22 protein-coding genes are annotated in these 22,926 nt (G+C 36.7%); 10 read left to right on the forward strand and 12 right to left on the reverse strand.

Features of this window, described 5'->3' with window-relative positions; genetic code table 11:
- Nucleotides 1-67: 67 nt before the first annotated feature.
- Nucleotides 68-1,555: an aminotransferase class V-fold PLP-dependent enzyme gene (locus ACN1CN_RS01470; protein WP_419134386.1), complete on the reverse strand. Its 1,488-nt coding sequence runs from the start codon at nucleotides 1,553-1,555 to the stop codon at nucleotides 68-70.
- Between the two features lie 181 nt (nucleotides 1,556-1,736).
- Here ACN1CN_RS01470 and msrA point away from each other — a divergent pair, with 181 nt between their 5' ends.
- Both msrA and ACN1CN_RS01480 read left to right on the forward strand, forming a co-directional pair.
- Complete coding sequence (msrA, locus tag ACN1CN_RS01475; protein WP_419134387.1) at nucleotides 1,737-2,270, forward strand: peptide-methionine (S)-S-oxide reductase MsrA; 534 nt, start codon at nucleotides 1,737-1,739, stop codon at nucleotides 2,268-2,270.
- Nucleotides 2,271-2,375: 105 nt separating this feature from the next.
- Nucleotides 2,376-3,944, forward strand: coding sequence for a protein adenylyltransferase SelO (locus ACN1CN_RS01480; RefSeq protein WP_419134388.1), 1,569 nt, complete (start codon nucleotides 2,376-2,378; stop codon nucleotides 3,942-3,944).
- Nucleotides 3,945-4,120: 176 nt separating this feature from the next.
- On the opposite strand, the gene ACN1CN_RS01485 is transcribed toward ACN1CN_RS01480, so the two are convergent.
- Both ACN1CN_RS01485 and ACN1CN_RS01490 read right to left on the reverse strand, forming a co-directional pair.
- Complete coding sequence (locus ACN1CN_RS01485) at nucleotides 4,121-5,104, reverse strand: YpdA family putative bacillithiol disulfide reductase (protein ID WP_419134389.1); 984 nt, start codon at nucleotides 5,102-5,104, stop codon at nucleotides 4,121-4,123.
- Nucleotides 5,092-5,565 carry a CYTH domain-containing protein gene (locus tag ACN1CN_RS01490; RefSeq protein WP_419134390.1) on the reverse strand — a complete coding sequence of 158 codons (474 nt, stop codon included), beginning with the start codon at nucleotides 5,563-5,565 and terminating at the stop codon, nucleotides 5,092-5,094. The genes ACN1CN_RS01485 and ACN1CN_RS01490 overlap by 13 nt, the downstream gene beginning before the upstream one ends.
- 200 nt (nucleotides 5,566-5,765) lie before the next feature.
- Here ACN1CN_RS01490 and ACN1CN_RS01495 point away from each other — a divergent pair, with 200 nt between their 5' ends.
- Together ACN1CN_RS01495 and ACN1CN_RS01500 are read left to right on the forward strand one after the other, a co-directional pair.
- Entirely contained in the window at nucleotides 5,766-6,677 is a 912-nt protein-coding gene (locus ACN1CN_RS01495; protein ID WP_419134391.1) for an OmpA family protein, read from the forward strand.
- 19 nt (nucleotides 6,678-6,696) lie between these two features.
- Complete coding sequence (locus ACN1CN_RS01500; protein WP_264523846.1) at nucleotides 6,697-7,251, forward strand: hypothetical protein; 555 nt, start codon at nucleotides 6,697-6,699, stop codon at nucleotides 7,249-7,251.
- 48 nt (nucleotides 7,252-7,299) lie between these two features.
- Here ACN1CN_RS01500 and ACN1CN_RS01505 read toward each other — a convergent pair whose 3' ends face one another.
- The 7 genes from ACN1CN_RS01505 to ACN1CN_RS01535 all read right to left on the reverse strand — a co-directional run bounded on the left by ACN1CN_RS01505 (nucleotide 7,300) and on the right by ACN1CN_RS01535 (nucleotide 14,434).
- Nucleotides 7,300-8,346: an o-succinylbenzoate synthase gene (locus ACN1CN_RS01505; RefSeq protein ID WP_419134392.1), complete on the reverse strand. Its 1,047-nt coding sequence runs from the start codon at nucleotides 8,344-8,346 to the stop codon at nucleotides 7,300-7,302.
- 68 nt (nucleotides 8,347-8,414) lie between these two features.
- Nucleotides 8,415-9,617, reverse strand: a complete 1,203-nt coding sequence (locus tag ACN1CN_RS01510) for a tetratricopeptide repeat protein (protein ID WP_419134393.1) — start codon at nucleotides 9,615-9,617, stop codon at nucleotides 8,415-8,417.
- Nucleotides 9,618-9,658: 41 nt separating this feature from the next.
- Nucleotides 9,659-10,168 (reverse strand): DUF2199 domain-containing protein, encoded by a 510-nt coding sequence (locus tag ACN1CN_RS01515; protein WP_419134394.1) that lies wholly within the window; start codon nucleotides 10,166-10,168, stop codon nucleotides 9,659-9,661.
- A 5-nt stretch (nucleotides 10,169-10,173) separates the two neighbouring features.
- Nucleotides 10,174-10,851 (reverse strand): metal-dependent hydrolase, encoded by a 678-nt coding sequence (locus tag ACN1CN_RS01520; protein WP_419134395.1) that lies wholly within the window; start codon nucleotides 10,849-10,851, stop codon nucleotides 10,174-10,176.
- Nucleotides 10,852-10,881: 30 nt separating this feature from the next.
- Nucleotides 10,882-11,844: a 1,4-dihydroxy-2-naphthoate octaprenyltransferase gene (gene menA, locus ACN1CN_RS01525; RefSeq protein ID WP_264523841.1), complete on the reverse strand. Its 963-nt coding sequence runs from the start codon at nucleotides 11,842-11,844 to the stop codon at nucleotides 10,882-10,884.
- Between the two features lie 101 nt (nucleotides 11,845-11,945).
- Nucleotides 11,946-12,779 carry a 1,4-dihydroxy-2-naphthoyl-CoA synthase gene (locus tag ACN1CN_RS01530; protein ID WP_017498510.1) on the reverse strand — a complete coding sequence of 278 codons (834 nt, stop codon included), beginning with the start codon at nucleotides 12,777-12,779 and terminating at the stop codon, nucleotides 11,946-11,948.
- A gap of 800 nt (nucleotides 12,780-13,579) precedes the next feature.
- Nucleotides 13,580-14,434: a S1 RNA-binding domain-containing protein gene (locus ACN1CN_RS01535; protein ID WP_264523840.1), complete on the reverse strand. Its 855-nt coding sequence runs from the start codon at nucleotides 14,432-14,434 to the stop codon at nucleotides 13,580-13,582.
- A gap of 166 nt (nucleotides 14,435-14,600) precedes the next feature.
- On the opposite strand from ACN1CN_RS01535, the gene ACN1CN_RS01540 reads away from it, so the two are divergent.
- Complete coding sequence (locus tag ACN1CN_RS01540) at nucleotides 14,601-15,950, forward strand: M28 family metallopeptidase (protein WP_419134396.1); 1,350 nt, start codon at nucleotides 14,601-14,603, stop codon at nucleotides 15,948-15,950.
- Between the two features lie 75 nt (nucleotides 15,951-16,025).
- Here the strand turns inward: ACN1CN_RS01540 and menD are convergent, their stop codons facing one another.
- Entirely contained in the window at nucleotides 16,026-17,690 is a 1,665-nt protein-coding gene (gene menD / locus ACN1CN_RS01545) for a 2-succinyl-5-enolpyruvyl-6-hydroxy-3-cyclohexene-1-carboxylic-acid synthase (RefSeq protein WP_419134397.1), read from the reverse strand.
- A gap of 177 nt (nucleotides 17,691-17,867) precedes the next feature.
- Between menD and ACN1CN_RS01550 the strand changes: the two genes are divergently transcribed.
- Nucleotides 17,868-19,046, forward strand: a complete 1,179-nt coding sequence (locus ACN1CN_RS01550) for a thioredoxin family protein (protein ID WP_419134398.1) — start codon at nucleotides 17,868-17,870, stop codon at nucleotides 19,044-19,046.
- Between the two features lie 14 nt (nucleotides 19,047-19,060).
- Entirely contained in the window at nucleotides 19,061-19,558 is a 498-nt protein-coding gene (locus ACN1CN_RS01555; protein ID WP_419134399.1) for an N-acetyltransferase family protein, read from the forward strand.
- A gap of 74 nt (nucleotides 19,559-19,632) precedes the next feature.
- Here the strand turns inward: ACN1CN_RS01555 and ACN1CN_RS01560 are convergent, their stop codons facing one another.
- Complete coding sequence (locus ACN1CN_RS01560; protein WP_264523835.1) at nucleotides 19,633-20,220, reverse strand: glutathione peroxidase; 588 nt, start codon at nucleotides 20,218-20,220, stop codon at nucleotides 19,633-19,635.
- Between the two features lie 856 nt (nucleotides 20,221-21,076).
- Between ACN1CN_RS01560 and ACN1CN_RS01565 the strand changes: the two genes are divergently transcribed.
- The 3 genes from ACN1CN_RS01565 to ACN1CN_RS01575 all read left to right on the forward strand — a co-directional run bounded on the left by ACN1CN_RS01565 (nucleotide 21,077) and on the right by ACN1CN_RS01575 (nucleotide 22,875).
- Complete coding sequence (locus ACN1CN_RS01565; RefSeq protein WP_264523834.1) at nucleotides 21,077-21,607, forward strand: RNA polymerase sigma factor; 531 nt, start codon at nucleotides 21,077-21,079, stop codon at nucleotides 21,605-21,607.
- A complete protein-coding gene (locus ACN1CN_RS01570; RefSeq protein WP_419134400.1) occupies nucleotides 21,607-22,395 on the forward strand; it encodes an anti-sigma factor in 789 nt (262 codons plus the stop codon). Before ACN1CN_RS01565 ends, ACN1CN_RS01570 begins: the two co-directional genes overlap by 1 nt.
- A 99-nt stretch (nucleotides 22,396-22,494) precedes the next feature.
- The gene (locus ACN1CN_RS01575) at nucleotides 22,495-22,875 is read left to right on the forward strand and encodes a DoxX family protein (protein WP_264523832.1); all 381 of its coding nucleotides are present in this window, start codon (nucleotides 22,495-22,497) and stop codon (nucleotides 22,873-22,875) included.
- Nucleotides 22,876-22,926: the final 51 nt, after the last annotated feature.

Consider the following 22,926-nt stretch of genomic DNA (forward strand, 5'->3'; position numbering starts at 1 on the left):
TTAAAAACAACAAACCCGACAGGTTTTTGAAACATGTCGGGTTTAGTAATTATTATGAATATAAGTTTTACGATTTGAACCAGCCGGCCACTAACTCGTCTTCAAACGAAGTAGCATCCTTGTGAACAAACTCATTGGTATTTTTGTTATAAGTATAGTCCAAAGCCCATTCTGTATGGTTTTTAGCCAAATCTTTGATGCTTTCGCACACAAAAGCAATTTCTTTATCAGTAGTAGTTGGGTGAATTGACATTCTGATCCATCCCGGTTTTTTGATTAAATCGCCAATAGTAATTTCGTTTACCAGTTTATTGGAAGTTTCCTGATCTACGTGCAATAAAAAGTGACCGTAAGTTCCAGCACAACTGCATCCTCCTCTGGTTTGAATTCCGAATTTATCGTTCAGTAATTTCACTCCTAAATTGAAATGAAGATTTTCGATAAAAAACGAAACAACTCCTAAACGGTTTTTATGCTGTCCCGCCAGGATTTTAATATTGGAAACGGAGTCTAATTCATTAAAAACATAGTCTACAATCTCATGCTCGCGTTGTAGGATGTTTTCGATTCCCATTTCCTCTTTTAGCTCAATAGCCAGTGCGGTTTTAATAACCTGAAGAAACCCGGGAGTACCGCCATCTTCACGATCCTCAATGTTATCTATATATTTATGTTCGCCCCACGGATTGGTCCAGCTCACTGTTCCTCCTCCGGGACAATCCGGAATCATATTATTGTATAACTTTTTATTAAAAATTAAAACGCCCGAAGTTCCAGGGCCTCCTAAAAATTTGTGCGGTGAAAAGAAAATAGCATCCAAATACGCTTCCGGATCTTCGGGATGCATATCGATTTCTACATATGGACCTGAACAGGCAAAATCAACAAAACAAACGCCATTGTGCTTGTGCATTAACTTTGCAGCCTCATGAAACGGTGTTTTTAAACCCGTAACATTCGAACAGGAGGTGATAGAAGCAATTTTGATCGTTCTGTCGTTGTATTTCTCCAACAATTGCTCTAAATTATCCAAACAAAAAAGTCCTTTTTCACAAGATGGGATAATTTCAACATCGGCAATCGTTTCTAACCACGACGTTTGATTGGAATGATGCTCCATATGGGAAATAAAAACAACAGGACGTTTTTCAGCAGGAACAACCGTACAATCTTTTAAATTCTCAGGGATTTTTAAACCTAAAATACGTTGAAATTTATTGACAACACCTGTCATTCCGGTACCATCCGTGATCAATACATCGTCGTTACTGGCATTTGTATGACGTTTGATGATCGATCTGGCATGATGATAGGCTTTTGTCATGGCAGTACCTGACACGGTAGTTTCTGTATGCGTATTGGCAACAAAAGGCCCGAATTCATTGAGAATTTTCTCTTCAATAGGTCGGTACAACCTTCCGCTGGCAGTCCAATCGGTATAAATAATCTGTTTTTTGCCGTAAGGAGAGGTAAATTCCTGATTAATTCCTACAATATTCTTTCTAAAATCCTGAAAATAGGTTTCTAAAGTGATGGTACTATTTTTGCTGTTCATTAGTGTGCCTGAGTTTGATTGCAAATATATTGCTTTTTTATAGAATTGCGAATTTATCAATTGTAAACTTCAAAAGATAAATAACTGCTTAGTTTCTTTATTTAAATTATCTTTTTACTAATAATTTATCACAATATTCTATCGGATTAATAGGCATTAAAAATTTAAACAATACTATTTTATGGGAAATTTATCAGTTGCCACTTTTGGTGGAGGATGTTTTTGGTGTATTGAAGCTGTAATTCAGCGTTTAAAGGGAGTAGAATCCTTAAAATCGGGGTATTCAGGAGGTTTTATTAAAAACCCGCCCTATCGTGAAGTTTGTACTGGCAGAACCGGTCACGCAGAAGTCATACAAGTCACCTTTAATCCTGACATAATTTCATACCACGATTTGATTTTTATATTCATGACAAGCCACGACCCTACCACTTTAAACCGTCAGGGCGCGGATAGCGGAACACAATACCGCTCGATCGTTTTATATCACGATGACGAACAAAAAGCAGTGGCAGAACAGGTTTTTGAGGAAGTAAAAGCTTTCTACGAAGATCCGATTGTGACACAACTCGTTCCGTTTGAAGTTTTCTATGAAGCCGAAGCCGATCATCAAAATTATTACAACAACAATCAGGAAGCGCGTTACTGTCAAATTGTAATTGATCCTAAAGTACACAAACTGAAAAAAATGTACGCTGACAGACTAATTGACTAAATAAACCTTTTTTCTACAGCTTAAAAAGAGAATCTCCATTATTTTATGCTGCTAAAGAAGAAAGAATATAAGTCATTCCAAGCTGTGGCAAAGAAAACAATCCTAATGAAAAATTTAAAAATAAATAATCGATTTACCGCTGAACTGCCTGCAGATCCAAACGAAACCAATGAAGTTCGTCAGGTCTCCAATTCGCTTTTCTCTTATGTAAATCCAACAAAACCATCAAATCCTAAACTTATTCATGCTTCTGCAGAAGTAGCAGAATCGGTTGGAATTTCGACTGCTGAAATTCAGTCTGAATCGTTTTTGAATGTCTTTTCGGGAAAAAAAATTCTTCCGGAAACACGTCCGTTCGCCATGTGTTATGCGGGGCATCAGTTTGGAAACTGGGCCGGACAATTGGGTGACGGCCGTGCCATTAATTTAACAGAAGTCGAACACAATGGCGAATCTTTTACACTACAGTTAAAAGGTGCAGGAAAAACGCCCTATTCCCGAACCGCCGATGGTTTGGCTGTTCTGCGTTCGTCTGTGAGAGAATATCTGTGTGCCGAAGCCATGTTTTATTTAGGCGTTCCCACTACCCGATCACTTTCGCTTATAACCTCCGGAGATCAGGTTTTACGCGATATTTTATACAACGGAAATTCAGCTTATGAAAAAGGAGCCATTGTTTGCCGTGTTGCTCCTTCGTTTATCCGTTTTGGCAGCTTCGAAATGCTGACAGCCCGAAATGAGCTTCGAAATCTAAAACAATTTGTAGAGTATAACATCAAACATTATTTCCCTGAAATTAAAGGAGAACCTAAAGAACAGTATTTACAATTCTTTAAAACCGTAGCCGATACTACCCGCGAAATGATTCTGCACTGGCAGCGCGTAGGTTTTGTACACGGTGTGATGAATACCGATAATATGTCGATTCATGGAATCACAATTGATTATGGCCCTTACGGCTGGCTCGAAAACTATGATCCAAACTGGACACCCAATACAACCGACAGTCAATACAGAAGGTATCGTTTTGGGAATCAGCCCCAGATTGCACAATGGAATTTGTACCAATTGGCCAATGCTATTTATCCTTTAATCAATGAAGCTGAACCTTTAGAAAAAATACTAGAATCGTTTATTACTGATTTTGATTCCGATTACAAAACAATGTTTTTAAGCAAATTAGGATTATTCACTTCAACCGAAACTGATAGCGAGCTAATTACTGCTTTAGAAAATACACTACAATTATCGGAGACGGATATGACTATTTTCTTTCGAAATTTGAGCAACATTCAAAAATCAGATTCTGCAGAAAAAGCAATAGAAAAAATTAAGGAGGCATTTTATATTCCGGAACAAATTTCAGGTACTGTTTTAGAATCATGGCAAAACTGGTTTACAGCCTATCTTGAAAGACTTCAAACAGAATCACTTTCTGACCAGGAGCGTGCTGAAAAAATGAATACTATAAATCCGAAGTACGTACTGCGAAACTATATGGCGCAACTGGCGATTGATGCAGCTGATAAAGAAGATTATTCGCTAATCGATGAGCTTTATACTCTTTTGCAGAAGCCTTATGACGAACAGCCGGAATACCAAAAATGGTTCGCCAAACGCCCGGATTGGGCAAGGTCTAAAGTGGGCTGTTCTATGCTTTCCTGTAGCTCTTAGTTTTTATAGTCCCGAATTCACGAATTTATTTTATGATCTTCCTATGAAGAAACGAAAACCGCAGATCAGCTATTCAATGCTTTTCTGCGGTTTTTAGTTTTTTTTAGCCGCGAATTCACGAATTTTATTCTTTAGAATTTAAGAAAATTTTAATTCGGGAATTCGGGACTATAAATTTATTTTGAAGTAATATAATCCACAATCATATTAGCATGAACTCGGGAGTTCTCGATAAACCATTTGTGCGTGTACATGCCTCCGCAAATTACACCGGCCAAAAACAAACCTTCTACATTCGTTTCCATGGTTTCCGGATGGTAAGTTGGAGTTCTTAGTTCGTCCTCCGCTAATTGTATCCCCATTTTTTCCAGAAAAGTCAAATCTGGCTTGTAACCGGTTAACGCAAGTACAAAATCATTCTCGAGCGTAATTTTCCCTGTAGGAGTTTCTATTTCGACTTCATTTTCACGAATCTCAGTGATATTAGATTCAAAATAAGCTTTAATACTGCCTTCGGCGATACGGTTTTCAATATCGGGCTTGGCCCAGTATTTAACCCTGCTGTTGATCACGTCTTTTCGGATAACCATCGTCACATTTGCTCCTTTTCGCCAACATTCCAATGCTGCATCTACCGAAGAGTTATTTGCTCCTACAACCAGAACGTTCCTGAAAGCATATTCGTGCGCTTCTTTATAATAGTGACGCACTTTTGGCAGCTGCTCCCCTTTTACATTCATTTCAATCGGAATATCATAAAAACCGGTTGCAATCACAACATTCCTGGCTTCATAAACAGCCTTGTCGGTGGTAATTTTAAAAGAAGCATCAGCCTGCTTTTCAACCTGGGTCACTCTTTCAAACAACTGAATCGAAAAATTAAAGTATCGGTGAATGTTTCGGTAATATTCCAACGCTTCCTGACGGCCTGGCTTTGGTGCCAGACAACTGAACGGAATATCTCCAATTTCAAGTCTTTCGGCAGTGGAGAAAAAAGTCATATACAAAGGATAATTGAAAATACTATTCACAAGAGCGCCTTTTTCAATAATCAGATAACGCAAACCTTTTTTCTGAGCTTCGATTGCACAGGCCAGACCAATTGGACCACCCCCTACAATAATCAAATCGTATACTTCCATAAACTTTACTTCTTCCATTCTTTAAAAGGATTCTTACTCAGATAAGCGTTGTAGTACCGTGAATCATCCGTTACCTCTTCTCCCAGCCAATCCGGTTTTTCAAAAGGTTCTGTTTCCGATTCCAGTTCTACTTCGGCCATCACCAAGCCTTCATTTTCTCCGTAAAATTCGTCTACTTCAAAAATGTGTTTACCTGATTTTATCTCGTAACGTGTCTTTTCAATCTTTCCTTTTTCACATAATTTAAGCAATTCCAGTGCTTCATCCAGCGGGATTTCATTTTCCCATTCAAAACGGGACATTCCGCCCTGATGGCTGATTCCTTTTATGGTAATAAAACCTCTTTCTCCTTTAATACGCACACGAACAGTTCTTTCAGGAACAGCACTTAAGTATCCCTGGGCAATTTTATTGTGTGCAAAAGCCTGCTCTTTAAAATCAGCTGATTTTACAAGAAACTTTCTTTCTATTTCGACCATTTTGATGCCTGAATTTAATTTTTATGCAAGTTACTCAATTTAATCTGGCCTGAGAATTGAAATTACAGGAATCGTTACGTTTTGATCTTCATTGACACAACGCCCTCATAATTAGAGAAATAACTTTAAAATAACTGATTATTAATCGGTTATGTATTTATTTTTTTGTTAAATTTGATAGAATCTTAACTTCATCACTTATGTCTAAAAAAGCACTTTATCTACTAGGCATTGCAATAACCATTATTTTAGGTACCTTTTTGTATTTGAAATTTTGCTGCAATTGTACTATGAAAACACCTGCGGTTGATACCGAAAAAGTATCGACAGTTGTGGCTCAGGACGATACTTCTGTCCCTTTTATTCTAAATGGTTCGGGAATTGACTATCATACCAATGATAACCTCAAGTTCCTTAAAAACAGTTTTGCAGTCGTACTGCCTGTGAGTGATTCTGTATCAATTGGAGTTCAAAACCTTAAAACCTTTTTGATCGCTAATCCGAAGCAAAAAATTACGATAACAGGTTATGCAACTTCAGATGAAACTAACACAACTGCTGCGGAAAATCTGGGTCTGGCACGAGCGAATGAAATCAAAAAGTATTTTGTATCACAAGGTATCGCTGAAGCACAGTTAAATACAAAAGGTGAAGTGATCGACAAATGGAAAACGATAAAAGACACGCTAATAGGACCTGCCGAATATACATTTGATGCTCCCGAAGCTGCTCCGGCAGTAACCGATGAATGGGTGATTTTGAAAGAAAAAATCAATGGCGATCCGCTCATTCTACATTTCAATACCAATAAATCCAGCGATCACTTAACAGCTGCCGAAGAACAAAAAGTAGCCGATTTAGTGAAGTATATGGAACACGTAAAAAAAGCCGTTATTCTGGTCGTTGGCCATAGCGATAATGTTGGAAATCGGGATTCGAACGTAACTCTTGGTCAGAAAAGAGCCGAGTTTTCTAAGAATTATTTGTCCAAAAAAGGGATTGACGGGAACCGTATTACCACCGAATCAAAAGGCCCTGATGAACCTATAGGTGAAAACACCACTGCTGAAGGCAAAGCAACCAATAGAAGAACTGTTATCACAATTAAATAACTAATCAAAATATACTATCATGAATATACCTTGTATCTTAATACCGGCCCTAGTGGGATTAATCTGTGGAATTTTGGGTTACTTACTGGGAAAAATGAATTCTAAAGGTGATGATTCACTTGCGTTGTCTTTGCAAGCTGATCTGGATGCCTGTAAAGCAAATACCCGAAATCTGAATGCTAAAATTTCTACGCTGGAAGCTGAATTGGCCGCAAAAGCTAAGGTTAATGCAGCACCACAATCATTTGCCGCTACAGCAGCAGCAGCTCTAATACCTTTTGACGGCGCATTGGCTGCAACTGTCTACGGTAAGAAAATAAAAGAGAATGACTTGAAAGTTGTAGAAGGAATCGGTCCAAAAATTGAAGCATTATTCAATGCTGCAGGTATTAAAACGTGGCATGAATTATCAGAAGCTTCCACCGAAAAGCTACAATCCATACTGGATGCGGGAGGTGAAAATTATTCTATTCACAATCCAAGTACCTGGGCGAGACAAGCATTGCTTGCTTATCAGGGTAAATGGCAGGAATTAAAAGACTGGCAGGACAACTTACAGGGCGGAAAAGAATAAATCCAAAATCAATATAACCTTAAAAACTGGCTTGAAGCCAGTTTTTTTTTATGCATTACTTAGAAAATCAAAATCCCAGTATTTTGTAGTATTGTACCATAACTGCCCTTGTGAAACTTCAAGCGGACAATCAAAATTATTGGTATAAAGTCCTCCGGTTCCTAAACCCTGAGGCATTACAGCGTTTTGCAGGAAAGTCCATTGTGCAATTGCATTGAGACCAATATTACTTTCTAATGCCGAAGTAATCCACCAGCCAATTTGATACTTATCTGCCAAATCAATCCATTCCTTTGTACCTCTGAAACCTCCAATAAAACTAGGCTTCAAAATAATATACTGCGGTCTGATTTTTTGCAACAGACTTTCTTTTTCTTCCAACGAAAAAACGCCAATCAACTCTTCATCCAAAGCAATTGGAAACGGCGTTGTTTTACACAAATCGGCCATTGCAGCAATATTTCCCTTTTTAATAGGCTGCTCAATGCTATGCAATTGATATGCACTCAATTGCTTCAGCTTATCTAAAGCTTCTTCTAAACCAAAAGCTCCGTTAGCATCCACCCTGATTTCAATTTGCTCTGCTGAAAAATGACTGCGGATAAAAGCTAACAATTCCAGTTCTTTTTCAAAATCAATAGCGCCTATCTTAAGTTTTATGCAATTAAATCCAGCTGCTAATTTCTCTTCAATTTGTTCTTTCATAAAGGAAGCTTCCCCCATCCAGACCAGACCGTTTATGACAATCGATTTTAAACCAGCTGTAAAATGCGAAGGAAATAAAACAAACGGATTTTCATTTTTAAGTGACAAAAACGCCATTTCAACTCCAAATTGTATGGATGGGAATTCTAATAAAGCATTCCAAAGTGCTTCTTCTCCCAAATGAATATTCTGGCATGTCCATTGTAGTTTTTCTTCGTAATCTTCACGGTCATCAGCACTCAGTCCACGAAGAATCCCACACTCTCCTATCCCTTTTTTACCGTTCTCTTCCAGAACAATAAACCAGGTTTCTTTCTCCGTCATAACGCCTCTGGAAGTTCCGGAAGGTCGTTTGAATTCAAGCATGTATTTGTGATAGGTTGCTTTCATATTGTACTCCAACTACATAAGTAATACCACAGCAAAGTATGCCGGCAGACTTATACAGTTTTTTACTTTTAATTGTATAGTTTTAAGATTTTCTCAAAGTCTTTTGAAGGTAATCCCGCTTTTTGAAAAACTAAGAAGTCTTGTTTTGTCTTCTCTTTCCAGCTCAGGCTGTCAGTGACATTCTGCGACTGGTATTTTTTGTAAATGGCTTTGGCTTCACTGTAATCATCGTTAATGAGGTAAACGTGTGCCAGATTTAGTTTTACCAGCAATTCCGTATCGTCCAGTTTTTCTCCTTCTTTGAGGAATTTAAGGGCTTTGCCATATTGTTTTGTCAAAATATAGCAATATCCGATAGAACTGTAATCCAGTGCGGTTGCTTTACCGTCGTTAATGATCGTATTCAATTTTGGAATCGCTTCGTTGTATTTCTGAAGTCTAACCAAAGAAGCCGCCTGAGTTCTTAAGTCATTGTAGACGTTTTTAGAAATATCAGCGTCTTTATAACAGCTGTTCCCAAAGTCTTTATATGCCTTATTTTTCTCCATTGGCAACAGTTTTTGAAATTCTGTATAGCGGTACTGTTTCATAATTTTTTCAAGAATACAAACGCAAAAATCATCAGAATTCGCCATTTTCTGAGCCATTGTAGAGGTTTTACAAAGACTTATAATTTCATTTTTATTGTCCTGATTCCATCCGCGATTAAGCTTGGTATCTACCCATGGCACGACTTCCAGAACTATTTTTTGATTTAAAAGCCAGTTTTTACTGTGAAAACCAAACCAGAGTGTATTTACATTTTGTCCCAGACAAGACGATTTATCGAGTGACAATCGTTTAGCATCTTTACTCAGAGGGTCTTTCTGATCGTAACAGGCTTTATCGGTTTTCCCGTCAGTAATGTACTTTTTTGCTGCTTCATTCGACGTAAACAAGGCATAGGTACAAGTATCGTCGCCTGAAATTTTAGACATCAGAAAAACAGCTCCGGCCGATCCCTGACTAATTCCGGTTGGATCGGGAATTGATTTTAAAACGGAAACCAAACTGTTGGCCATTTCCTGATTTTCATCGAGAAGCGTGATTCTGTAGACGATTTCTGTGGTTCCAACAGGCAAATCTTCTGTTTTAAGAATAATTCTGTCACGGGCAGAAACTATAATCTCTTTTGTAGTGGCACGTTCTTTGTCCCAATAGCCGTCTTTTTGAGCAAAAATGCTGCAGGAAACGGTGCTAAAAAGAAATAGGGCAATTTTTTTTAAAATCATTTTAAAAAATTTATTTAAAGATCACTTACAAAATTCGGGCCTTATTTTTTTAAGATTTCCCGAATTCTTTTTTCAGCCTCGGCTTTGGTGATTCCATTATAATAATCATTCACAAAAGGATGGTCAAAATCTTTGTGCGGAAAAATTTCAGGTCTCTCATTGCCCGGTTTGGTGACTACGGTTGTTGGAATACTATTTGAAAATTCATACTGCGGAATGTAATTGGAAAGCCATCCAAAATATTGTGCTTCATGATTTTCATCTTCGCCATTTTCCAGATAATCTTCAAAGCTGTTTTCGCTTAAAGAAACCCAAAAACCGTACTCCAGATCTTCACAATGATCGTTAACCTGCTGAACCAAAACCACTCTTATAAAACGATTGATATGATCTTCATGTTTAATGACGCAAAAATCCTGATCAATAACTGCTATTTCTTCTTTTTCCTGTTCTGAAAGCTTGTTGTAAGCGGAAGGCGAACTGTAAGCAATTGCGGGCCAGCTTTCATGCTCCTGACCGCAGCAGTCGCAAATATATTTAATATCGGTCATTGTAATTATAATTCAATTGATTCTCCAATTTCAAGAAGCATCAAGTCTTTTCCTTTATTGAAGAATTTACGAATAGCATCTTCATGATCAATTTTAATGTAACCAAAAGTATCAAAATGATAACCCAGAATCTTGTCGCATTCTACAAAATCGGAAGCGATTATAGCATCCTCGACATCCATGGTAAAATTGTTCCCGATTGGAAGTATCGCCAAATCGAGTTTGGTTCTCATCGGAATTAATTTCATATCCCATGTCAGTGCTGTATCTCCGGCAATGTAAATATTCTTATGCTCGCCTTCGATGACAAAACCGCCCGGGTTTCCACCGTTACTTCCATCAGGAAAACTGCTGGAATGAATAGCGTTTACATATTTTACTCGTCCAAAATCAAACTGCCAACTTCCACCATGGTTCATCGGATGTGAACTGAAGCCTAATTTAGCATAGTAGTCTGCTATTTCGGCATTTGAAACGATCACTGCTTTAGTACGTCCTGCAATCGCTTCAACGTCCAGAATATGGTCGCCATGCGCATGGGTAAGTAAAATATAATCGGCTTTCAGGGTGGCTACATCCACTCCGGCTGCCTGCGGATTTCCTGTAATAAAAGGATCTACAATAATATGTTTTCCACCAACTTCAATGCCTAAAGACGCGTGTCCGTAAAATGTTATTTTCATTTTAATTGATTTTTAAAATTGAACTTTGTTTTATCTCCCTCCTAAAAAGAGGTTCACAATAATGTCTGAGATCAATGAAATCATACATACCGTTAGTAGTATCGAAAGTAAAAAGGTACTCAATGCCAGTTTTTTCAATTCAGGATCCAACAGCTTTGGATTTTGGTTTTTATAAACGGTAATTAAATGTTTGGTTAACGGAATAAAAGCCAGTAAGAATAAGTACTGATCGAAGTTATAATCACTCAAAAAAGCAAAAATAACGACCAACAACATCGCTGTAATAATCAAAGTGAAATGATAAATTTTAGCTTTTGCACCACCAATCTGAACTACAATGGTGTTTTTCCCCGATTTACGGTCTGATTCCTCATCGCGCATATTGTTCAGATTCAATACTCCAACGCTTAATAAACCAATTGAAATAGCCGGTAAAATCAAAAGCGGATCTACTTCTTTCGAGTATAAAAAGTTTACTCCTAGAGTGCTTACCAATCCGAAGAAAACAAAAACGAATACGTCTCCAAATCCTCTGTATCCATAAGCCGAATTGCCCACTGTATAACGAATTGCCGAAACTATCGCTGCTATTCCCAACAATAAGAAAAAGATAGAATACCCGAAATTACTTTCGCCAAAAGCAAAATAAATCAGTATCATGGCAGACAACAACGTCAAAAACGAAGTAATTATAATGGCTTTTTTCATAGCCTGTGGCGTAATAACACCACTCTGAATGGCACGTTGCGGACCAACTCTGTCAGCATTATCAGTACCTTTTACACCATCACCGTAATCATTTGCAAAGTTGGACAAAACCTGTAAACCAAGCGTTGTTAAAAGTGCAAAGCCAAAAATTTTCCAACTGAATACTTCTGTCGGTGTGTTAATGGTGGCCGTCGGGTTGGATAAGGCATATATACTTCCTACTATGATTCCGGAAACTGATAAAGGTAATGTACGCAAACGAGCGGCTTCGATCCAATGTTTCATTCTATTTTATTTTGTTAGATTATTTTGTTTCGGGTTTCAGGTTTCACGTTTCAAGTTCCGAACGTGAAACCTGAAACTTGAAACTATTTTTTTCAACCTCCCTATGGAAGCCATTTATTCTCTCCGAAGTTTGGTTTTCTTTTTTCCAAAAAGGCATTTCGTCCTTCTTTTGCTTCTTCGGTCATATAAGCTAAACGGGTGGCTTCTCCGGCAAAAACCTGCTGACCAACCATACCGTCGTCGGTTAAGTTCATGGCGAATTTTAGCATTTTGATAGAAGTTGGAGATTTTTGCAGAATTTCCTGTGCCCATTCATAAGCGGTAGCTTCAAGTTCGTCATGTGGAATTACAGCATTCACCATTCCCATATCCATAGCTTCCTGAGCAGAGTAATTACGACCTAAAAAGAAAATTTCACGTGCTTTTTTCTGTCCCACCATTTTAGCTAAATAAGCAGATCCGTAACCACCGTCAAAACTGGTTACATCGGCATCTGTTTGTTTGAAAATAGCGTGTTCTTTACTTGCCAAAGTCATATCGCAAACTACGTGTAAACTGTGTCCGCCACCAACGGCCCAACCCGGTACAACTGCAATAACTACTTTAGGCATAAAACGAATCAATCGTTGTACTTCAAGAATGTTTAAGCGATGCTGACCGTCTTCACCTACATAACCCTGGTGTCCGCGTGCATTTTGGTCGCCCCCGCTGCAAAAAGAATAAACACCGTCTTTGGTTGACGGACCTTCAGCAGAAAGCAACACCACTCCTATCGAAGTGTCTTCCTGTGCATCGTAAAAAGCCTGGTACAATTCTGAAGTTGTCTTTGGACGGAAGGCATTTCTAACATTTGGTCTGTTAAAAGCAATTCTCGCAACTCCATTACATTTTTTATAAGTGATATCTTCAAATTCTCTGGCAGTAATCCAATCCATTTCTGTTTGTTTAGTTTTAAATAATTGATAGTGTAAAAATAAAGCATTTTTATATTTTTACCTATCCCTATTTGCTTTTAGTGTTGACTAAAATCATATGCAATGTTAACAATTGGTATACTCTTACAAAAAATAATATTTTTTAACAGTAGTTTTAAAAAATAATATTTAATTTTACACCCTAGAAATCAATGAGATACATTTTATTTCATTGATCAAAGATTGATTTTCTTTCACTGATTTATTAACCTAAAAAATGATTTTTTTGAGAAAATTTAAAAAATTTGTCGCTCATTTTTTTACGGTTTTTATTCACAAACCACTGAAGAATGAGCAAATGATTTATTCGTTTGTTGAAACTTTAAAAAGGAGATAGTAACACCTAAGGTTAAAAGCTGGAATTGTTTAGTAATTAGTATCGAATTGATTACGAAAAGAGGAAAAAATGCTAACTAAAACTTTCTACAAGTTATTTTATCAAACCAAATGGTCTAGCCGTGAAATTGAGTTTTTGTTTTTAATATGGATGCATAGATTGTTTAAAAGACATACCGTTTCAGAAAGTAATTTCTAAAATTTTTAAAGCTGTTACTTTTTGAATGGATTCGAATTTATTTTATTTCTGTTTTTTTTTAATTACAATTTTTTTTAAAACTAGAATAAAAAGGGAAAGGCTACTTGTAATGAGTAGCCTTTCCTGTTATATCAATATATTTTTAAACTCCAAAAATCAAATTCCAAATTCCAAGACTATGCACCCTATGTAAAATTTGGAATTTGGAATTTGAATCTTGATTTTTTTATTCCTTTACCAGATAAATCCCGTCTTCCTTAATTTCGATCAGTTTTTCTTTATACAAAGATCCAATCGCCTTTTTAAACGTTTTTTTACTCATTTTGAGTACCGTTTTGATATCTTCGGGATGCGAGTTGTCATTTAAACGTAAAAAACCACGATTGGCTCTTAATTCGTCTAAAATCTTTTCGGCATTCGGCTCAATACTCTGATATCCCTGTACTTGAAGCGCTACGTCGATTTTGTTGTCAGGACGTATGTTTTTAATATAACCGCGCATTCTATCTCCGGTTCTGATGGCATCATCATACACTTCGTCTTTGTACAGCAATCCTTTGTGCTTTTCATTGATGATCACATTAATCCCAATCTCAGTAATATGAGAAACAATCAATTCTACTTCCTCCCCTTTTTCAACCGTCAGCTGCTCGTTGCTTAAAAACTGATTGGTTTTACTTGAAGCTACCAGACGATTTGTTTTTTCGTCCATGTACAAATACACCAGGTAACGTTTTCCTTTTTCCATTGGACGGGCCTGCTCTTTAAATGGAACAAGGATGTCTTTTTCCATTCCCCAATCCATAAAAGCCCCTACATTATTGATGTAATTCACTCTCAATAAAGCAAATTCATTTAATAAAATATAAGGCTCCAAAGTGGTCGCCACCGGACGTTGTTCGTGGTCTAAATAAACAAAAACAATCAATTCTTCCCCGATTTCGAATTCGTTCGGAACGTATTTGTTTGGTAATAAAATATCATGAATTCCTTCAGGGTCTTTCTCAGGGTTACCTAAAAATAAACCAACTTTGGTATCACGCAGTATAGTAAGGGTGTTGTATTTTCCTATTTCAATCATATTCTTAAAATTCTAAGCTGTTAAGCAGCTAAGTTTCCAGCTGCAAATGTACGAAGTTTGAAAATGGTAATCCTAAAAATGTTTCTAATTAAAAAAAGCCCTCCGGATCGCGCTGTAGTTTATTCCTTTTCTTTAAATTTGAGAACCTATAATTAATCTCAAATCAATGAAAAAGACCATTTTCTATTCCATTTTTACCTTTTTGTTCTTTACCCACATTTCTACTTCACAAGTTGCCGAAGATCCCGAAATAAAGAAAATGATCAGCGAGATCAAAGCCGAAAACCTGGAAGCTACCATTCATAAATTAGTTTCTTTTGGCACCCGACATACACTTAGTGATACCAAAAGCAAAACCAGAGGCATTGGTGCCGCCCAACAATGGGTAAAAGCCGAGTTTGACAGGTTTGCTCTGGAATCTGACGGAAGGCTAACTTCTAAAATCGATTATTTTGACGTAAAAGCCGATGGAAAACGAATTGCCAAAGACAGCCAGCTTGGAAATGTTATGGCAACCTTAAAAGGTACCGATCCGAACGATAATCGCGTGTTTATCATAAGCGGGCATCTGGATTCGAGAGTTTCAGACGTTATGAATGTAAAATCTGATGCTCCGGGTGCCAACGATGATGGTTCCGGTGTTGCAGCCGTTATCGAATTGGCAAAAGTAATGAGTAAAAGAGCATTTCCTGCTACTATAATTTTCGTTGCCGTAACCGGTGAAGAGCAAGGTTTGTACGGCGCCCGTCATTTGGCAGAGCTAGCCAAAGCAGCCAATTGGAATATTGTTGCCATGTTAAACAATGACATGATCGGGAACAGTCTTTCCAGCGGTACTAATTTAAGAGACAATACTCAAATCAGAATTTTTAGCGAAACCATTCCGTTTTTAGAAACCGAAGAGGAAGCTAAAATGCGCAAAGCAACAAACCGTGACAACGACAGTCCGTCGCGCTTATTGGCACGTTATATCAAAACGGTTACCGAACAATATGTAGACCAGTTAAAAGTGAAATTGGTGTATCGAAATGACCGTTTCCTGCGCGGTGGTGATCATACCCCGTTTAGTCAAAATGGCTTTACCGCTGTTCGTTTTTGCGAAATGAATGAAAATTTCAATCACCAGCATCAGGATTTAAGAACTGAAAATGGCATTCAATATGGTGATCTTGCTGAGTTTATGGATTTTGAATATCTGCGAAAAAATACCTGTTCCAACTTAGCGACGCTGGCCAATTTAGCATGGTCACCAAAAGCGCCTTTAAATGTAGGGATCGAAGTAAAAGAGCTTTCTAATTCTTCCACTTTAGCGTGGAGCGTGCCCGAAGGAAAAGCTCCTTTTGGCTACCAGATTTTAATGAGAGAAACTTCTTCTCCACACTGGGAAAAAACTTTTTTTGTAAAAGATACCAAAACCGAAATCCCCTATTCTAAAGACAATTACTTTTTTGCCGTGCAAAGCGTCGATGCTTTAGGACATGCCAGTTTACCGGTATTCCCAGTTCCAATTCGTTAGTTTCGAATTTGCTGTAAAAATTAAAAAGACGCAAAGATTATTATTTCTTTGCGTCTTTTTATTTATTCTTTCGCTTTAAACCAACTCTTTAAAATATTGTTTTAAAATAACATCGTTCTCCGCAGTTGGTGTGAATATTTCCAAAATACAAGGAGCATCATTAGTTGTGTAAAACGATTCAATTCCCTCGGCTAAAGAATCCTCATCAGTAGCCACAAAATAATTCATCTTATACATTTTAGCCAGATGTTCGGCTGTTAAATGATGTGATGTCTCGAAATAGGTATTAAAAACCGGTTTTTCTTCATGACCCGGTAAGATTCTGAAAATTCCCCCTCCTCCATTATTGATTAGAATAATTTTGAAGTTTTTAGGGATATAAGCATTCCACAAAGCATTGCTATCATACAAAAAGCTGATATCGCCTGTAATAAAAACGGTTTGTTTATCGTTTCCTACCGCTGCGCCCACTGCCGTTGATGTACTGCCGTCAATACCACTTGTTCCGCGATTACAATAAACTTCGATTGAAGGATCGATCTCAATTAACTGTGCGTATCGAATGGCTGAACTATTGCTAATTTGAAGCTGACTGTTTTTAGGAAGTGATCCGATTACTTTTTCAAATACTTTAAAATCTGAGAATGCAATTTTACGCAGATACTCTTCTTTTTTGATTTTTCTTAAATCGTAAATTTTATCAATTTTAGAAAAATAATCGCTTGTCGCAAATGTTGTTTTTGGAAGCAGTTCTTTAAAAAAAGTATCCGGTTCCATTACAAAATGTTTGCTTAAAGCATTAAAGGTATCATAAGCACGCAAAGTATCGATGTGCCAGTGGTGTTCGGGTTTGTACTTTCGTAAAAAAGCCTTAATGCGCTTTGAAACAATCATACCTCCAAAAGTGATTAAAACTTCCGGTTCAAGCTCTTTAAAATCAGCATCGTCAAATGGCGTAATTAAAGTATCGATACTATTAATAAAACTTGGATGATGCAAATTTGATGTGGTCTCTGTAAGTACTACAATTGAGGGGTCTTTGGCGAAGTTTTCCAGAATTTCTTTATCAACAGAATTGACTTCGTTTATACCTCCAATAAGAATTAATTTTCTTTTTGAAGTATTCCAAACAGCAACAGCTTCTGCTTCGTTTTCTATGATTGCTGTTCCCAGAATTTCCTCTGAATTGGTAATTACTGGTGCTACAGAAAGTTCTGAAACCGTTTCGTATAAAGGCTCTTCAAAAGGAGCATTAATATGAACAGGTCCTTTTTGAAGTATAGCGGTTTCTATGGCTTTATTGATCTTTAAATCATTTTCTGCAGAAGCTTCCTCGGTTAAATTGGCGTTATACACAGAATGGTTTTGAAATACATTCTCCTGGCGAATCGTTTGTCCGTCACCAATATCAATCTTACTTTGCGGACGATCTGCCGAAATCACAATTAACGGAATCTGACTATAAAATGCCTCAGCAACTGCCGGATAGTAGTTTAACAATGCTGATCCTGAAGTACAAACAATTGCGGTAGGTATTTTGGTTTGCTGCGCAATTCCCAATGCAAAAAAAGCTGCACAACGCTCGTCAGCAATACTGTAACAGTTAAAATTAGGGTTTTGGGCAAATCCTATGGTCAAAGGCGCATTTCTTGATCCCGGAGAAATTATAATATTCGTGATTCCTTTGCCTGAACAAATTTCGATAATGCTTTGTGCAAGCGCTATTTTGGGGTAAATCATTCTTATGGTGTATTACTTTTTGAAAAGAGTCTTGCTGTTTTTAAGGCTCTTTTTGACCCCACAAAGTTACGAACTTCGCATTGGATTTAACTTATAAATATGAAGATATTGAAACGAGTTTCTGGAAAAAGGGGATATATTTGTAAAAACGATTTTTTCCAATCAAACAAAGCCGCTATGCGTTTTCTATATCTCTTCTTTCTTTTTGTTTCAATACCGTTTATACAAGCACAAAATCAGTTTGTTTCTGATGATACCCCTTACAGTACTGCTCTTGAGAATGCCAAAACACAAGGAAAACCACTTTTTGTAATGCTTTACGCCGATTGGTGTCCGCATTGTAATCTGATGAAAAAAGAAGTTTTTAGTGATCCTGTTGTGCTGGCTTTTTTAAACAAAAATTATGTTTGTGTCTGGAAAAACATTGAAAAAGAAGAAGGCACTGCACTTAAGAATAAATTCAATACCAAATCGCTTCCCACTTTTTTGTTTATAGATCCTTCCAATGAAACGCTTTTATATGCCTTGAAAGGAGAATTAAAAAAAGAGGCTTTCATGGCGGAGGTAAATGCTTCCTTAAACCCTAAACTGCAATTGCCTTACTTAGAAAAAGAGTTTCTTGCGGACCCTAGTAATTCGGTAAAATTTTTCAACTATCTGAATACACTGAAAAAAGGAAAAGACCGCACCGATTTATCGATCCCAACACATATTTATCTCAATACACAATCGGATGCACAATTGGTTAGTGAAACCAACTGGCGTGTGATTGCCAACGGGGTTACCGATATAAAATCAAGAGAATTTCAGTACGTTTTAAGCCATGAAAAAGAATTTGCCGCTGTGGCTTCGCAAAGTCGTATCGACCGCAAAATTGAAAGTATAGTATCCGAGTCACTTCGCCCCTATGTTGATAATTTAGACACCACAAACTATTACAAACAAAGAGAAGTTACAAAATCGGTACGCCTGCAGAAGATCGATTCGATGGTTTTTAAGTTTGATTTAACCCTTGCCGAACGAACCGAAAAATGGCAATTTTACAAAAAAGTCACCCTCGACAATGCACAAAAATTAGTCTGGAACGACGCCAGTGCCCTAAAAGATATCGGACAAACTTATTTAAAACATATTTCGGATACAGAGAGTTTGAAAAAGTCGATTTCCTGGGTAAAACATGCTATAGAATTAAATGATTCATTTGACGGAAATCTACTACTGGCAAGGCTTTATAACAAAATAAAAGATAAAAAATCTGCCTTGCAATATGCCAGGGATGCCAAAGAAATTGCAAAAGAAATGAACTGGAATTCCAAAGAAGTTGATACCTTACTGACAGAACTCAATACCAAATAATCTAAAAAACAGCCATGAGCCTTAACCTTAGACCAGCAACGACAAACGATTTAGAGCAGATTCTGGATATTGTAAACCATTCTATCCTGCATACCACCGCAAACTACAGTTATGAGATTCAAACTCTTGAAATTCAGACCCAATGGTTTGAAGATAAAAAGGCCAAAAACCTGCCTGTAGTGGTGGCAGAATTAGAGGGAGAGGTTGTTGGATTTGGGAGCTACGGACAATTCCGTGAGAAGATTGGATACCAATACACAGTAGAACATTCAGTCTATGTGGTTGATCATGTTATTGGAAAAGGTATCGGTTCTCAATTACTGTCAGAATTGATTCGTTTGGCCAAAGAACAAGGCTATCACGTGATGATTGGAGCAATTGATGCTGATAACGCGGGAAGTATTGCTTTTCATGAAAAGTTTGGTTTTGTGACCACCGGAACCCTTCGTGAAGTTGGATACAAGTTTGACCATTGGCTCGATTTGGTTTTCATGCAACTGATACTCAAATAAACCGGATATCATAAAAAAAATCCACAAACCTAGAATTCGATTTGTGGATTTTTTTATTGGTTCAGATCGTGCTATTAACTCTTGATCCAGTTAATTACTTCCGGATCTGTAGGTAATGTTCTTGGTTTAATTACTTTAACCAATTCGCCTTTTTCGTTAATCAGGTATTTTTGAAAGTTCCATTCTACTTCAGAATCCTGTAAGCCGTTTTTAGATTTTTGTGTCAAAAATTTGTAGATTTCGCACATATCATTTCCTTTTACAGAAACTTTATCCATCATTGGGAATGTTACCCCGTAGTTTTGTTGGCAAAAGGTCTCAATTTCTTTGTTTGTACCCGGTTCCTGTGATGCAAAATTATTAGCCGGGAATCCTACAATCACAAATCCTTTGTCTTTGTACTCTTTGTAGATTGCCTCAAGATCTTTGTACTGAGGTGTTAAACCGCACTTTGATGCTGTGTTTACAATCATCACTTTTTTTCCTTTTAGCGAAGCAAAATCAAAAGTGTCTCCTGATAAATCTTCCACCTTAAATTGATAAATGGTTTCTTTTGCCATGGTTTTATCTGTTTTAGATAATTTTTCTTTACTGGTTTGCGCCTGTGTATTTGTGCCGAACAAAAGAACCACACTACAGACTATAAATACGACTTTTTTCATTGTTTAATTTTTTATAAAATTAGTTAAATTCTCCTTCTCCAAATGACTTTGACCGCTATATTTTTACTAAACATAAGTTAAATAAAAAAATGAAGCCTAACGTTAATCAGACGTTAGGCTTCCCCCCATACAAACAAATCAAACCATGAATTAATCGTTCTTATCTTTTATATTTTTATATTAAATACAGTTGATGTCCCGGTTATAGTGCGGATACTTTTCAAAATTCCAGTCCCTTTGGAGTATATTTTTTTATGGCGTTTATGTTTATTCTGGGCAAGAAGTGGGCTTCCGGAATTCTAAATTCAATTTTACTGTGGAAGTCCGATGACATCAACTTATCTACTAATTCCTAAATAATGTATTATCGTTTGTTACAATCTCTGAATCTTTATGATCACATTGCGTAAGCTGTCTGCGAAAATCACTCTTATTAAATCCCTGAAATGCTAACACTGCGGTCAGACCTACAATCAGTATTTTCAATTTGTTTAAGCCGTTCATGACAATCCAATTTTATTTATTGAGATTTACTTTACAATTAATTCTTTCTAAATGTTAATTTTTATCAGGCTTTCTGTCCTCAGAAATACTCTTAAACAATCGAAATCATCTTCATTTTCAGCCTCTTGCTATTTTCGTCATTATTATTCTGATGTTATAATAGCATTTACGTAATTGGATTGTTTTTGGTTTTAAAAAAATCAAAAAAAAATGATATTTTTTTCAAATCCCTTATTTTACTAGGTTTTGGACTGTTAAAAAAAAGTAAAATTTCAGAAAAAAATAAATTATCTTTATCTCAGGTTACACAATATATTTCCAAAATTTTGTTTCAACTTAAAAACCCCAGCTTATGAGTCAGGAAGAATTATTAGTTTTAATTTACAAAAAAGACGAAAGAGCTTTTACCCATTTGTACGATATGTACTCGAAAAGTTTATTTTCGGTGATCAATGTTCTGATCAAAAACCGGGAAGAAGCCGAAGATGTTTTGCAGGAAGTTTTTGTTAAAATCTGGAAAAACATCGACTCCTATAATGAAAGTAAAGGAAGGTTTTACACCTGGATCCTTAATATTGCCCGCAATACTTCCATCGATAAGTTAAGATCCAAAAATTTTAATAACAGTCAAAAAAACCTTTCTTCAGATAATTTCGTAAATCTGTTAGACGACAGTAATAAACTCGTTAATAGAATTGATACTATTGGAATACAAGAATTTGTAAAAAAATTAAAACCAAAATGTATTGAGATTATAGATTTATTATTTTTTAAAGGATATACCCAACAAGAAGCTTCAGAAGAATTGGCACTGCCTTTGGGAACGATCAAAACGCAAAACAGAAACTGTATTAATGATTTAAGAAATTATCTAAAAATATAATGGAAGCAAAAGAGTACATAGAATCAGGAATTCTGGAACTATATGTTTACGGTTTATTGACCGAAACTGAAAATCTGGAAATAGCCGAGCTGGCTAAGAAAAACCCGGAAGTTGAAGAGGAAATTGTTTCGATCGAAAAAGCTATTGTAGCTTTATCATCAAGTTTCTCTCCTTTTCACTCGGTAGCCAACTTTGAGAAGATAAAAGCCCGTTTAGAGCTGAAACACGGCAAAGTAATCGAAATGAAACCTGCTTCAAGCTGGTCTCAATATGTAGGCTGGGCCGCGGCAGTATTGCTGCTCTTAGGTTTTGGATATCAAACTTTAGAATTGACAAAATCAAAAGAGGCTATTGCAACTGTTGGTACGGAGAAAAACAAAATTGAAAAAGATTATGCTTTCTTAGATCAGCAAAACAAGCAAACCGAAAAAAGTCTAACTATTGTAAGAGACATCAAAAACACAGGTGTAACCCTTGGCGGACAAGCGGTTTCTCCAGGTTCATTTGCAAAAGTGTACTGGAACAAAGAAACCAAAACTACCTATATCGATGCTGCCGGTTTACCAAAACCGCCAAAAGGTATGGTGTATCAGGTTTGGGCTTTAAAACTAAGTCCGGTACTAACCCCTACCAGTATTGGTTTACTGGATAACTTTGAAGGAAACAATCAAAAAATATTTGCTGTAAATCAAACCGACTCAGCAGAGGCTTTTGGAATTACTTTAGAACCTGCAGGAGGAAGCTTAACCCCTACTATGGAACAATTGTATACTTTAGGAAAAGTTTAAAACAGCCTATTACAAAACTTAAAAAACGCATATTCAATTCAATATGCGTTTTTTTTATTACTTTCAATATATAAACCTTACCAATAAACCAGTTAAATTATGAACGGAACTTTACTTCTAAGAATTGCAGTAGCTCTTATCCTCCTTACCCATTCTGTTTTTGGAATGTTTAATAACGGAATTAACGATTTTGGAAATTTATACCTTAATCAGATTGGCTTCGCGCCTTTTGGCGTTTTTCTAGCTTGGTCTATTAAATTGTCGCATGTTGTGGCTGCGCTTCTTCTGCTTTTTAATAAATACATTAAGCTGGCGGGATTTGTCACTATACTGATCTTAATTATGGGAATAATTCTGGTTCATTTTCAGGAAGGCTGGTTTGTAGTGGGTGGCGGAAGAAACGGTATGGAGTATAATTTTCTACTTATTGTTGTACTGCTGGCAATCATGTATCCCAATGGACTAAAAAAAGAAAACTAAATACTTCCGTTTAGGCAAAAAAAAAAAAGATTCAGCAAAAACTGAATCTTT

This window comes from Flavobacterium sp. T12S277 (assembly GCF_048514875.1).
In the GTDB taxonomy this organism is placed as follows: Bacteria; Bacteroidota; Bacteroidia; order Flavobacteriales; family Flavobacteriaceae; genus Flavobacterium.

Bases quoted from the DNA above. Each gene is read 5' to 3' on its own strand.
- ACN1CN_RS01535 (WP_264523840.1), bottom strand. From the start codon at position 14,434: ATGATTGAAATAGGAAAATACAACACCCTTACTATACTGCGTGATACC.
- ACN1CN_RS01575 (WP_264523832.1), top strand. From the start codon at position 22,495: ATGAACGGAACTTTACTTCTAAGAATTGCAGTAGCTCTTATCCTCCTT.
- ACN1CN_RS01515 (WP_419134394.1), bottom strand. From the start codon at position 10,168: ATGACCGATATTAAATATATTTGCGACTGCTGCGGTCAGGAGCATGAA.
- ACN1CN_RS01505 (WP_419134392.1), bottom strand. From the start codon at position 8,346: ATGAAAGCAACCTATCACAAATACATGCTTGAATTCAAACGACCTTCC.
- ACN1CN_RS01495 (WP_419134391.1), top strand. From the start codon at position 5,766: ATGTCTAAAAAAGCACTTTATCTACTAGGCATTGCAATAACCATTATT.
- ACN1CN_RS01520 (WP_419134395.1), bottom strand. From the start codon at position 10,851: ATGAAAATAACATTTTACGGACACGCGTCTTTAGGCATTGAAGTTGGT.
- ACN1CN_RS01500 (WP_264523846.1), top strand. From the start codon at position 6,697: ATGAATATACCTTGTATCTTAATACCGGCCCTAGTGGGATTAATCTGT.
- ACN1CN_RS01540 (WP_419134396.1), top strand. From the start codon at position 14,601: ATGAAAAAGACCATTTTCTATTCCATTTTTACCTTTTTGTTCTTTACC.
- ACN1CN_RS01560 (WP_264523835.1), bottom strand. From the start codon at position 20,220: ATGAAAAAAGTCGTATTTATAGTCTGTAGTGTGGTTCTTTTGTTCGGC.
- ACN1CN_RS01510 (WP_419134393.1), bottom strand. From the start codon at position 9,617: ATGATTTTAAAAAAAATTGCCCTATTTCTTTTTAGCACCGTTTCCTGC.
- ACN1CN_RS01480 (WP_419134388.1), top strand. From the start codon at position 2,376: ATGAAAAATTTAAAAATAAATAATCGATTTACCGCTGAACTGCCTGCA.
- menD (WP_419134397.1), bottom strand. From the start codon at position 17,690: ATGATTTACCCCAAAATAGCGCTTGCACAAAGCATTATCGAAATTTGT.
- ACN1CN_RS01570 (WP_419134400.1), top strand. From the start codon at position 21,607: ATGGAAGCAAAAGAGTACATAGAATCAGGAATTCTGGAACTATATGTT.
- ACN1CN_RS01530 (WP_017498510.1), bottom strand. From the start codon at position 12,779: ATGGATTGGATTACTGCCAGAGAATTTGAAGATATCACTTATAAAAAA.
- ACN1CN_RS01490 (WP_419134390.1), bottom strand. From the start codon at position 5,565: ATGGTCGAAATAGAAAGAAAGTTTCTTGTAAAATCAGCTGATTTTAAA.
- ACN1CN_RS01485 (WP_419134389.1), bottom strand. From the start codon at position 5,104: ATGGAAGAAGTAAAGTTTATGGAAGTATACGATTTGATTATTGTAGGG.
- ACN1CN_RS01565 (WP_264523834.1), top strand. From the start codon at position 21,077: ATGAGTCAGGAAGAATTATTAGTTTTAATTTACAAAAAAGACGAAAGA.
- ACN1CN_RS01555 (WP_419134399.1), top strand. From the start codon at position 19,061: ATGAGCCTTAACCTTAGACCAGCAACGACAAACGATTTAGAGCAGATT.
- ACN1CN_RS01550 (WP_419134398.1), top strand. From the start codon at position 17,868: ATGCGTTTTCTATATCTCTTCTTTCTTTTTGTTTCAATACCGTTTATA.
- ACN1CN_RS01470 (WP_419134386.1), bottom strand. From the start codon at position 1,555: ATGAACAGCAAAAATAGTACCATCACTTTAGAAACCTATTTTCAGGAT.
- msrA (WP_419134387.1), top strand. From the start codon at position 1,737: ATGGGAAATTTATCAGTTGCCACTTTTGGTGGAGGATGTTTTTGGTGT.
- menA (WP_264523841.1), bottom strand. From the start codon at position 11,844: ATGAAACATTGGATCGAAGCCGCTCGTTTGCGTACATTACCTTTATCA.